This is a genomic window from Paenibacillus sp. NRS-1781, assembly GCF_050467745.1.
GTDB lineage: Bacteria > Bacillota > Bacilli > Paenibacillales > Paenibacillaceae > Paenibacillus > Paenibacillus terrae_A.
The window spans coordinates 1-12,377 of the sequence record NZ_JBITPI010000094.1 but is presented as its reverse complement, the minus strand read 5'-3'; the positions used below and the strand labels follow the sequence as shown (position 1 = coordinate 12,377).

General features: G+C 49.6%; 11 protein-coding genes. All 11 read left to right on the top strand.

Features of this window, described 5'->3' with window-relative positions; translation table 11 throughout:
• Window positions 1-147: 147 nt before the first annotated feature.
• A complete protein-coding gene (locus ACIFO6_RS23875; protein WP_430044498.1) occupies window positions 148-282 on the top strand; it encodes a hypothetical protein in 135 nt (44 codons plus the stop codon).
• A 129-nt stretch (window positions 283-411) separates the two neighbouring features.
• Window positions 412-975 carry a DUF420 domain-containing protein gene (locus tag ACIFO6_RS23870; RefSeq protein ID WP_430044496.1) on the top strand — a complete coding sequence of 188 codons (564 nt, stop codon included), beginning with the start codon at window positions 412-414 and terminating at the stop codon, window positions 973-975.
• A gap of 186 nt (window positions 976-1,161) precedes the next feature.
• The gene (locus ACIFO6_RS23865) at window positions 1,162-2,436 is read left to right on the top strand and encodes an ABC transporter substrate-binding protein (protein WP_430044494.1); all 1,275 of its coding nucleotides are present in this window, start codon (window positions 1,162-1,164) and stop codon (window positions 2,434-2,436) included.
• Between the two features lie 66 nt (window positions 2,437-2,502).
• The gene (locus ACIFO6_RS23860; protein WP_430044493.1) at window positions 2,503-3,384 is read left to right on the top strand and encodes a carbohydrate ABC transporter permease; all 882 of its coding nucleotides are present in this window, start codon (window positions 2,503-2,505) and stop codon (window positions 3,382-3,384) included.
• A complete protein-coding gene (locus tag ACIFO6_RS23855; RefSeq protein WP_430044537.1) occupies window positions 3,384-4,274 on the top strand; it encodes a carbohydrate ABC transporter permease in 891 nt (296 codons plus the stop codon). The genes ACIFO6_RS23860 and ACIFO6_RS23855 overlap by 1 nt, the downstream gene beginning before the upstream one ends.
• Before the next feature lie 52 nt (window positions 4,275-4,326).
• The gene (locus tag ACIFO6_RS23850) at window positions 4,327-6,132 is read left to right on the top strand and encodes a beta-N-acetylglucosaminidase domain-containing protein (protein WP_430044492.1); all 1,806 of its coding nucleotides are present in this window, start codon (window positions 4,327-4,329) and stop codon (window positions 6,130-6,132) included.
• Between the two features lie 100 nt (window positions 6,133-6,232).
• Window positions 6,233-7,774, top strand: a complete 1,542-nt coding sequence (locus ACIFO6_RS23845) for a DUF4127 family protein (protein ID WP_430044490.1) — start codon at window positions 6,233-6,235, stop codon at window positions 7,772-7,774.
• A gap of 5 nt (window positions 7,775-7,779) precedes the next feature.
• A complete protein-coding gene (locus ACIFO6_RS23840) occupies window positions 7,780-8,499 on the top strand; it encodes an N-acetylmannosamine-6-phosphate 2-epimerase (protein WP_430044489.1) in 720 nt (239 codons plus the stop codon).
• Complete coding sequence (locus ACIFO6_RS23835) at window positions 8,477-9,316, top strand: MurR/RpiR family transcriptional regulator (protein ID WP_430044488.1); 840 nt, start codon at window positions 8,477-8,479, stop codon at window positions 9,314-9,316. The genes ACIFO6_RS23840 and ACIFO6_RS23835 overlap by 23 nt, the downstream gene beginning before the upstream one ends.
• Window positions 9,317-9,453: 137 nt before the next feature.
• A complete protein-coding gene (locus ACIFO6_RS23830; protein ID WP_430044486.1) occupies window positions 9,454-10,389 on the top strand; it encodes an ROK family protein in 936 nt (311 codons plus the stop codon).
• Between the two features lie 25 nt (window positions 10,390-10,414).
• On the top strand, window positions 10,415-12,025 hold the full coding sequence (locus ACIFO6_RS23825) for an FAD-dependent oxidoreductase (protein WP_430044484.1): 1,611 nt from the start codon (window positions 10,415-10,417) through the stop codon (window positions 12,023-12,025).
• The last annotated feature ends 352 nt before the right edge of the window (window positions 12,026-12,377 follow it).

The following is a 12,377-nucleotide window of genomic DNA, read 5'->3' as shown; positions in this document are numbered from 1 at the left end:
TCACCTTTTTGGAATAAGGATAGTGTCAACGAACGGCTTCTTTTTATGTGAGGATTTTGCAAATTCTGATGTATGAGATGTTTCGTCGGACCTCCAATCGGGGAATGATAAGAATATCTAATTGTCGGCAGAAGGGAGCTCGGTTTCATGAGACAAATTCGCGAGGAGGACCATGCGGTAGTCATGGTGGATGATGGACAGGAATTCAGACCTTCCCGGTGTTTTTTGCATGTACAAAGCCCCGAAAATGGTTATCCTAAAGATGCTAAAGCACATTTTTAAATTGTCGGCTGTGAAATTGTTCATACTGTTGTCACTTCACAGGCCGTCCTCGGGTTCTATATAATATAGTATGGTTATTATCACAACCGAAAACGAAAAGTTTGAATTTAAACGAAGGAGACGCTCATTATGAATAAAGCGAGTGAGGACAAGCAGTACGTTCCAACGAGCAATCGTAATTTCACAGCCTTGATTATCACCGTTTCCATTATAGCCAACGTGATTATTTTGCTGCTGTTCTTTTCGCCCATTGGATACCAGGGTAGTGTTAGCTTCGATATCACTATTTTCCCGAGGCTGAATGCGATTTTTAACAGTTTCACGTTTATTTTTCTGGTGGCGGCGTTGGTTGCCATTATCAAGAAGAACGTCAAAGTGCATAAAACATTTGTCTTACTGGCCTTCGCCAGCACTGTTTTATTTTTGTTTTCCTATCTGACCTTCCACTATATTTCGCCGGACACTGCAAAATTTGGCGGGGTGGGGATTATTCGGCCGATTTACTTTACGTTGCTGATTTCACACAGCATATTGGCTGCTATTATCGTACCGCTGGCCCTGTTCACGGTTGTATGGGGATGGACGATGCAGGTGGCGAAACACCGCAAAATTGCACGTTGGACCATGCCGATCTGGTTGTATGTCAGCTTGACCGGGGTACTCGTGTACGTATTCATGGCCCCATATTATTAAATAGCCTTGAACCCTCAGCAGGTTCAATGAGGAAAGAAGGCGTCTCTGCTAACGGAGGCGTCTTTTTGATGTCTAATCATAGAAAAATTATTCCTTCTAAATTTATTTTATTGAAAAAACATTCCTTCTCCAACGGTATTTCTGCTATAATTTGCCTTAATCAACTAAGAATAAGGGGGTCACCATGTGACGAAGAAAGCGAAAGGCAGGTTACGGCTGCTTGTTTCTATGCTCGCGCTGGTTGTGCTGCTGAGCAGCTGCGGTGGCGGAGGCAAAAAGCCGGAAAACGTTAACGGAGGAAAAGTGACACTGCAATTTTGGACCATCGCGCTACAGCCTACATTCACCCCGTATTTCAATCGGGTGATTGCCGATTATGAGAAGAAGAATCCCAATGTCAAAATTGACTGGAAGGATTACCCTTATGATGCAGTGACCAACAAGCTGTTGACGAGTATCGCCAGTGGCAGCAGTCCGGATGTAGTGAATCTCAATACGGAATTTGCCAGCCAAATGGGCTCCAAGGGTGCTGTTGTGGATATGAATGAGCATTTGTCTCCGGAGGAAAAGGCTGCTTATTTCGACGGTATTTATAATTCCACCGTTATTAACGGCAAGGCATATGCACTACCTTGGTATACCGGCACGGAAGTGCTCTACATGAATTCAAAGCTGGTGAAGGAAGCCGGACTAGACCCTGCCCATCCGCCCAAAACGCGGGAGGAATTGTCTGAATGGGGCCGCCAGATTAATAGAAAAATCGGTAAAGCAGGCTATGCGCAGCAGCTTGTATCCAAGCTTTTTGCCGTAGACGGGATTCCGATTTTGAATAAAGAGAAGACAGCAGCGGCGTTCAATACATCGGAAGCAGTCGCCATGATTGATAATCTCAAAAAGCAGATGGAAGACGGTATCGTGCTCAAGGAGGACGCTGAATTTTCACAGCAAGTGAAATATTATGCGGGTGAGCAGGTTGCTTTCGAGCTGGCAGGCCCGACGTTCATCAACTTTATCAAAACGGCTGCGCCGGACGTATACAAGAACACAATCGCCGTTCCTTCACCTACAGGTAAAGCTGATGTACGGCTGTCCAACACCATGGATCTGGTCGTACCAACCAAGTCTGCACATGTAGACGAAGCGGTGAAGTTTGCTGTTTTCCTGACAAATGCGGAGAGCCAAACGGCCTTTTCCAAAGCGGCTAATACGCTACCTTCCACGAAGGATTCCATTAAAGACCCGTACTTCACACAGTCTGATCAATCGCTGGAAGCACAAGCGAAAGTGGTATCCGCACAAAGCTTGGATAAGGCGACAGACTACATGGTGGGTGTTCCTAATGCCAAAGACGTGAACAGTGCTGTTACGCGTGCTTTTCAAAATATTATATTGAACGGAACGGACACGAAGCAGACGCTTACTGCTTTGGAGCAGGAAGTGAATGATATTTTAAAGCAATAGGTTCAGCAGAGGGGAGTCATACAAGGGCTCTCCTGTTCATTTATCAAAATCGGGTGGTGATGCAGCATGATCAAATGGTTGAGGTCGGAATCCTTTACGGCCTGGGCCTTTATGACGCCGGGACTGTTATTGCTTGCTGTCTTTGTATTTTGGCCTATTATTTACAGCATTCCGCTGGCATTGACGGACTACTCGGTCATATCGGATACCCATTATGTCGGTCTGGATAATTTTGAGGCAGCGTTTAAGGACCGCAACTTTCTCATTTCGATCTGGAACTCATTGGTGTACGTGCTCATTGTTCCCTTTCTTCAAATTTTCTCCATCCTGATGGCCGTGCTCGTGAACAGCCGTATACCGGGAATTAAAATATTTCGTACGACCTACTACATTCCTGTCGTTACTTCGATGGTAGCTGTGGCCTTGATTTGGAGCTGGTTGCTTGGCAATAACAGCGTTGTGAATTATCTGCTCATGCAGGTAGGCTTGATCAGTAAGGACATTCACTGGCTGTCAGACAGCTCTTTGGCCTTGTATGTACTCATGTTCATCACGATGTGGAAGGGACTCGGGTATTATATGATGCTCTATCTGGCCGGTTTGCAGAACATTCCACAAGACCTGTACGAAGCAGCCAGAGTAGATGGAGCAAGCCCCTGGCGGCTAATTGTCCATATTACACTCCCGTTATTAAGACCCTACGTTCTGTTCTGTACGCTCATATCGCTTATGGCGGCTATTCGCGTGTTCGATGAAGTGTACGTGCTGACCAAGGGCGGGCCGGGAACCGCCACGCTGACCTCCAGCCTGTATATTTTCCAAAAGGGCATGGAGCAGTTTAACTTTGGTTATGCTTCAGCGCTCGGCTTAATTGTCGGTGCAGTCATTGCGGTGCTCAGTATTATTGTATTTCGATTCAATAGGAAAGGCGGTGTCAATCCCTATTGATGAATGTACAGGATGACAAAATGCTACAGTCTCCCCTTCCCAAAAACGAAAATAGCATCATCATTCGCAGCCTGGGGCGAGTTGTAAGGATGACGTTGATCTATGTACTGCTGGTGCTGCTCGCTCTCTTTTTAATGGGACCGTTCCTATGGCTGCTCAGCGTATCGCTTATGCCGGGACGCAATATTTTCTCAACGCCACCGGCGATTTTTCCGACTTTTATTGATTTTGAAAATTATGCTCAGGTATGGCAGTTTATGAACTTTCCGAAGTATATGCTGAATACGGTGATCATTACGGCGCTTGGCGTTATTTTCAATGTGGTGCTCGCCAGTCTGACGGGATATCCTTTGGCTGTATTTCGTTTTAAGGGTAAAAATCTGGTATTCACGCTGCTCATTTCCACCATGATTATTCCTTCATATACGTCGTTCATCGTACATTACCTGACCATTCAGGGGCTTCATCTGGGCAATACGTATTTGGGTGTGGTGCTGCCTGGAGCTGTCTCTGTGTTCAACATTTTTCTGATGCGGCAGACGTTTATCCATATTCCTACCGATGTGCGTGATTCCGGTAAAATGGACGGCGCTTCGGAATTCCGAATCTGGTGGCAGCTGGTGCTACCGCTGGTGAAGCCAGCACTCGCTGTCATTTCTTTGCTGGAGGCTATGTCGTTCTGGAACAGCTTCCTGTGGCCTATCGTTATTCTGAACGACACGGAGCTATACCCGCTGGCGGCTGCGCTCACGTATCTCAATGGTCAATTTGCCTATAACTTCGGCTGGATTGCAGCGGGGACGATGATTTCGGTGCTGCCGATCATTATTTTGTTCCTGTTCACACAGCGCTACTATATGGAAGGCTTGGCGGGTGCAGTAAAAGGCTAGACCGGGAATATCGGATGCGGACGATCCGTGAATGGAAGGGGAGACGGTTACGATGGAGCTGGCGAAAGGAACGCGGTCCAATTCCCGTGTGGGGCTAACAACGCAAGAGATTCAATATTATTTTCGTGATGTGTATGACAGTGGGGCAAAGCTGGTCATATCCGAACCACATTTGATTTGTGAGCTGTCCTCCCGCTTCGGGATGAATCAGGAATATGAAGGCGATCTAGACCCCGACGGGCCGATCAAGCTGATCCTGCCTCCGGGACCGGGTGTACCGACCGAAACACGCGGTAGCGTGCAATTGGTACTGGAGTACGATGGAGCGCTCGTTGCAGACGGCTACTGTTTGGAGATTCACAAGGAAGGTCGAATTGAAATTCATGCTGCTAATAAAAGAGGGCTCAAATACGGCATGAATGCCCTGCATTTGCTGCTTCAAGTCGAACAAGAGCGATGTACACTGCCAGTAGTTTCTATTCGTGATGAGCCTTCTTTTCCGGTCAGAGGGATTATTGAAGGCTTTTACGGAGAACCGTGGAGCCTGGCGGATCGGCTGGATGCCGTCCGTTTTATGGCTGCGCATCGGATGAACACCTTCATGTATGCTCCCAAGGATGACCCGTATCATCGGGAGCTATGGAGGGAGCCGTACCCGGAAGACACGTTTGCACAGATTAGCGATTTAAAGGAAGCCTGCGATCAGTATGAGGTGGATTTTCATTACTGCATCAGTCCGGGGAATGACCTGAGCTTTGGCAGCGATGAAGATTTCCTTAGCTTGACGGAAAAGCTGGCGGCTGTAATTGCCATTGGCGTGCGCCATTTTTCCATATTAATGGATGATATTGATTATGTGTTAAAAGGAGAAAATCGACATTTGCTGGGCCGCTCGGGCCACGCTCATGTCTTTTTGACGAACAAGGTGCATGCATGGCTGAAGGAGCGATTGCCTGAATTTACGCTGACAGTCTGTCCTTCTGAATATTGGTCGTATTGGGATACCGAGTACAAAAAGGACTTCCGCGAGCGGCTGCACCCGGAGATTAAGGTGTTCTGGACCGGATACTTTGTGTTTGCTCCGCATATTAGCCAAAAGCACGCCGCCGATAATCATGCGTTCTTTGGGCATGAGCTGTGGCTGTGGGATAACATTCCGGTGAATGATTGTGACCGTGATCGCTTATTCCTCGATCCGCTGCGCGGGCGGTATTCCGGGCTTCCAGACTGCGGACATATCGGTATGGTAGCCAACCCGATGAATCAGTGGGAATGCTCCAAAGTAACGCTCATTACGATGTCCCACTATATGTGGAACAGTGAGCGGTACATGCCGAAACTTTCTTGGGATTGGGCGGTGCGGGAGTTAGCGGGGGAGCGTGCGGAGGAACTGATGTTTTTCTGCCGTCAAAACAGGAACAGCCGACTGGGCGGCAGCGCGTATGAGGACGTGGATCTTGCTTTGCAATTGCGCGATATCCCGGCGCTGGATATGTACTTTGAGCGGCTGCTCCAAGCCGTGAGCGCCCTGCGGCAAGTACCCGCCGATGATCCGGCGGCAGGCTTCGCAGCACAGGCCGCGCCGTGGCTGGAACGCGCCGAGCTGGACGCTGATCTGTGGCGTACCTTGCGCCAAGCTGTGGTCAGCAGTGAGCGGCAGAGCGGTATGCCGCCGGAAGTGGTTGGCGGGCAAGGGCTTGTGCTCCTGCCCGACGAAGTTGTGTGCGAACTCCGGCGCTGTATCACTGCCTGTCTGGAGACGAAGGCTCGGCTCGGCAGTGATCCGGCGATCCGCGCAGCCGAGCGGTGGGGCTACGTCGCTCAGGATGAACAAGGCAAGTATCGACTGATCTTGTGAGCATTTTAACGATAGATTAAGAAACCAAGGCAGCATAGCTGCCCTGAAAATAACCATTTGCCGTTAGGATAACGGACATTTTCAGGAGAGGTGGATGCGTGTGGTGAAGCCAAACACTCGTGTGCTTTTTGTGCCGCTGGATGAGCGGCCCTGTAATTATGAATTTCCTTATTTACTGGCGCAGGGCACAGATTTGGAAATCGAGCGTCCCCCGATGGAATGGATGGGACAAAAGAAAATCCCCGGTGATACGACCCAACTGTGGGCTTGGCTCGAAGAACGTGCAGCAGGAGCCAATGGAGCCATTATTGCGATGGATACGCTTCTGTACGGCGGAATCGTACCATCTCGTCTGCATGGAATGACAAGTGAGCAGGTCGGTGACAAGGTGAATCGACTTCGCAGGCTCAAGCGGCTTTATCCGCAGATGACCTTATATGCTTTTCAACTCATTATGCGCTGTCCGCAATGTTCTTTGGCTGACGAAGAACCGGATTACTACGCCGATTGGGGACGCGAGATATTCAGGAAGGGCTTTATTGAGCATCGTCAGGAGTTGGATATTGCCACAGCAGAGGAGCTTCTTGAATTATCCGACATCAACGAACGTCTGCCTGTAGAGATACTGGAGGATTATTTGGGCCGTCGCCGTGTGAATTTGGAAGCTAATGAAGCCGCACTGGAGCTGGTAGCAGAGGGTGTCATTGATTTTATGATCATCCCGCAAGATGATTCCGCCCCCTACGGCTATACCGCCAAGGATCAGCAGCGGCTTAGAAAACGTATTTCCAATCTTGAGCTGGATTTGAGCGTGTACATGTATCCGGGGGCAGACGAAGTCGGCTGTACGCTGCTGGCACGGTGGGTGAACCAGGCGAAGAATACAGTACCACTTGTCTATCCGAGGCTGTCCGCTTTGCAGGGAGCGTTCGTGATTCCGCTTTTTGAGGATCGCTATTTTTATGAAACGTTAAAATACCAGATTATGGCGGCAGGTGGACTAATCGCTTCTTCAGCGGCAGAGGCTGATTTGATTCTGTTGGCTAACACGCCCGGAGGCACCATGGCAGAAGCATCATCTCAACAGCGTGCAATGGCCGGATATGATGTATATCGAAACGTGGTGGAGCTAGTCGAATACGGCGCCCATATGCTGCGACATACAGGTAAAAACATTGCAGTGGCTGATGTGGGCTATGCCAACGGAGCCGATCTTAAGCTGCTTAGACTTTTGAAGCAAAAAGGGCTGCTTTTTGAGCTGGCAGGCTATGCAGGCTGGAACACCAGCTCCAATACGCTGGGAACCGTCATTGCCCAGTCCATGCTGTATAGCCACTACGGGCCTACAACAGAGCATCTGGATTTTCTGGGGTTGCGTTACGCCGAAGATGCATGTTATTGCTCTGTGGTGCGTACCGCCATGAATAACGGGCTTGTGGAACAAATGGGCTTCAACAAGTTTATGCTCGATGGACAGAGAGGCTCGGTTGCTGCGGTCATTCGCGGACGACTGGAGCAGGCGCTCGACGAATATGTAAACGGGCCGGAGGGTCACGTGGAAATTACAGATTGCTATATGCCGTGGAACCGCACCTTTGAAGTCGGATTGACCGTACGGCATCATGCGGAAGAGAGAGGGTGATCCCAATGGGAATGGAAGCTGTATTATCACAAGTTCAGCACGGCCTGATCGTATCCTGTCAGGCGCTACCCGATGAACCGCTGCACGGATCGGATTCCATGGTCAAAATGGCACGTGCCGCTCAGCAGGGCGGAGCTGTGGCCATTCGCGCCAATGGCGCAGCAGATGTGCGTGCGATCAAACAGGCGCTTTCCCTGCCAGTCATCGGCCTGATCAAGCGGGATTATGATGATTCCGATATTTACATTACGCCCACCCTCCGTGAGATGGAGGAGCTGGTGGACGCAGGCGCAGATATCATCGCCCTGGATGCTACATCACGTCCGCGCCCGGGGGGATGCAGGCTGAAGCAGCTCATAGATTACGCCCATAAGCATGGAGTGGCCTCTATGGCGGATATATCCACATTAGAGGAGGCGCTTCATGCCGCTTCCCTCGGCGTAAGCTGCGTATCCACCACCTTATCTGGCTATACGCCATATTCTGCTCAGATGGATGGACCCGATCTGGAGCTGGTTCGGAGAGCGTCGGAACTGGTTCCCGTGCCTTTAATTGCGGAGGGCAAAATCCATGAGCCGGCGCAGGTGGAGGAAGCATTCCGGCTGGGTGCACATGCAGTGGTTGTAGGCTCGGCGATTACCAGACCCCAATTGATCACGCAGCGGTTTGCTGATGCAGCAAGGAAGGCAGTGAAATGCATCTATGGAGATGAACGACCGAATTAATACGTACTTTCCTTCATTAACTAAATCAGAGCAAAAGGTCGCTTTGTGCGTACTGGAGCGCCCGGCAGATATCATATATTTCTCCGTGACGGAGCTAGCTGATTTTGCAGGTACAGGTGAGACGACCGTCATGCGCTTTTGCCGGAAAATCGGTTTTAAAGGCTATCAGGATTTCCGACTATCCCTGGCGCAAAACCAGACTTATTGCAAAACCGATACAGGTGGGGAAAACACCGACCCTGACAATGAACATGATATTACTCGCATGGTGTATCACAATATGCTTGATATTTTGCACTCCAGTATGGGACTGCTGGACCGTTCAGAGCTTGGACGTGCGATAGCGTGTCTCGACCAGGCAGGCTATGTTCAATTTTTTGGTGTAGGTGCTTCGGGGATTTCTGCGCAGGATGCCAAAAACCGCTTCTTACGAATCGGGCGGCGTGTCGAAGCCGTGACAGACGGACATATCCAGTCGATGATGGCGGTGTCCATGAAACCCGGAGATGTGGCTATCGGTATCAGTGTATCGGGAAGCACGCTGGATACCAACGACATGCTGCACAAAGCCAAGCAAAACGGCGCGACCATTATCGCGATCACCAATTATGCAAAATCGCCTATCACCTCCATTGCGGATATCGTGTTGCTCACCGCAGGCAAGGAAGCCCCGATGGAGGGAGGCTCGATTGGAGCCAAAATCTCGCAGCTATTTGTCATTGACCTCCTCTGCGAAGGGCTTGCTCGCAAGCACACGAGTCATACCAAACTGATGAAGGAAAAAACAGCGAGGGCGGTCATTGAGCGAAGTTATTGAGGTTTTAAGCGGAGAACTGGTCTATTAGGCTGTGTCCTATCGTTAGTTATTGTGGTGGTATATGACTTGCTATTATAGAAGCTTTACGTAAAAGAGCGTGTTTGTAGATATCGTTTGGCAACAAGGAGGACGCTGTAGTGGCAGATGCTGTGAACAGAGTCATAGGGATCGACATTGGAGGAACATCAGTGAAGGCCGCTGTAGTGGAACAAGATGGTTCGGTACTTGATGAAATCCGGTTGGATACAGACGCTTCTCGCGGGCGTGATTGGGTACTGTCACGGGTATCCGAAGCTGTGGAAAGACTGAAATGCTCCTTGAGAGACATCAGCACCATTGGCATTAACGACATCGGCGCTCTAGGGATTGCTACGGCTGGCAGGGTAAACGTGGAGAGTGGTGAGGTTGTGTACGCCACGGATAATCTCCCCGGCTGGCAAGGCACACACTTGGTAACTTGGGCGAGGGAGAATCTGGTCTTGCGTGCTGTTGCTGACAATGATGCGAATGCCGCTTTGCTTGGAGAAGCGTGGCAGGGAGCGGGGAGGGGCAAGCAACGCTTGGCCATGCTCACCTTGGGAACAGGTGTCGGTGGCGCATATATGGAGCATGGATTGTTGTGTAGAGGGGCTCATTGGAGCGGCGGCGATTGGGGACATAGTATTTTATTCCCAAGAGGTCTTCCTTGCAATTGTGGAAAAAAGGGCTGCGCCGAGCAGTATGTATCAGGTAGCGCACTGTTACGCAGGGCCAGAGAAACCACAGGTAAACCGTATCGCTCGGGAGTCGAGATCATGAAGGAGGCTGCTCATGGTCACCCGGAGGCACTTCAGGTACTGGATGATTACACCGCAGATTTAGCCGTGCTTCTGGTCAATATCTCGGTCACCCTTGATCCCGAGGCTATTATCGTAGGCGGAGGGGTAGCAGATGCGGGAGAAGTCTGGTGGCCCTTGCTGGAAAAGCACCTACAACAGCTGGGAGTCGGAACGGAAGTAAACCGGGCGTTATTGGGTAATCGCGCTGGAATCATTGGTGCGGCACGGCTTGCTTTTGAACTAACGGATTCCTAGAACAAGTATGAAAGGGGAACGAACCATGACGCAAAATCGGCTTGATACCGACATTGTTGTGATTGGCGGAGGTCTGGGAGGAACATCGGCAGCTCTTGCGGCTGCGAAGGCTGGCATGAGAGTCATCGTGACGGAGGAGACGGACTGGTTGGGAGGACAGTTAACCTCACAGGCCGTCCCCCCGGATGAGCACCGATGGATCGAACAGTTTGGCTGCACAGCAACATACCGTGAGTTCCGTAATCGTGTGCGTGACTATTACCGTCAGAACTATCCTTTAACAGAAGAAGCCCAAAATGACCCGATTCTTAATCCCGGTAACGGTTGGGTAAGCCGTCTGGCTCATGAACCACGAGTAGCTCTACGGGTGCTTGAGGATATGCTTGCTCCCTATTTGAACACGGGGCGTGTTCGCGTATATTACCATACCGTGCCCATAGCTGCTCAAACGGATGCTGATTGTATTTGCTCCGTAACTGTTCGTACCTCGGATAGCCTTGATGGTGGGTGTAGGGTTATGGTGCTGCACGGAACGTTTTATCTGGATGCCACAGAGTGCGGGGATCTTCTTCCGATGGCGGGGGTGGAGCATACGAGTGGAGCAGAGTCGTGGAATGATACAGGTGAGCCTCATGCTTTGGAGTGCGCTGACCCTATGGATATGCAGTCTATCACACATGTGGCGGCTGTGGATTACATCCCTCAAGGAAGCTTCATTATAGAACGGCCGCAACAATATGATTTTTGGAGAAATTATATTCCTTCCTTTTCCCTTTTCCCGATTTTGAGCTGGTTTGCTACGGATGCGGATGATACCAGCAAGCTAAAACAGTTCACTTTGTTTCCTAACGATCAGGGCATTGTATCTTTGTGGGATTACCGTCGCATTGTGGACCCTTCTATATGGAGCAAACCATTAAATGATGGAGAGGTGACACTTTTAAACTGGGCGCAAAATGATTATTACCTCGGTCCGTTAATCGGTGTTAACGCTCAGGAACAGGAAAGACATAGAGAAGGCGCACGTGAATTGACCCGTTCTTTAATTTATTGGCTCCAGACCGAAGCACCCCGGTTAGATGGAGGATTCGGTTATCCGGGTATTCGGCCCCGTGGAGATTTCCTGGGCACCTCAGATGGTCTTGCGAAAACCGCCTATATTCGCGAATCGCGCCGAATTCAAGCCAAGTATACGATATCTGAGTTTGATGTAAGTCGTGAGCTTCGGGGGACCGATGGGCCAAAACGATATGCGGACAGCGTAGGTGTAGGCAGCTATCATTTGGACCTCCATCCGACCACTGTATCTCAGCGGACATTTTACATTCCTAATTACCCTTATGAAATTCCGTTAGGCTCCCTTATTCCGGTGAGAGTGCGTAACCTGCTTCCCGCCTGTAAAAATATAGGAATGACTCAAATCGCAAATGGCTGCTATCGGCTGCACCCTACGGAGTGGAATATAGGTGAATCAGCGGGAAGTTTGGCGGCCTACTGTGTATCCAACGGAGTATTCCCGATAGAAGTCAGCGAATCGGCAGAGCATCTGGGGAATTTTCAAAGCGGGCTGATTCGCCAAGGCGTGGAGTTACACTGGCCTGTTGAAGTATTTGAACCCGAAGGAGTCACCAGCTAAAACGCAAGGGGCTTGTGCCCCTTTGCTGATTTTGATAGGGTCAAAAAGATGATTTTAATAAGTAACAAAAAAAGTGCTTGCTAAGTTGTTCGGATATATGATATATTATTTTGGCTGACAACAAAACAGCCGTTTCGAAAGTGAAAAGCTTGGGTACAATAATTTTTATAAAAGAATAAAAAATAAAGCTTGCATTTCTGAAATGAACATGATATAATCTTATAGCTGCTGAAAAAAAACGGCGAAAAAGAAATGTTTGATCTTTGAAAACTGAACAACGAGTGAGTACGGATTTTGCTTGCAAAATCCAAAGCTGAGATTTTGGTACATGCCGTCAGGCTGTATAAAATGG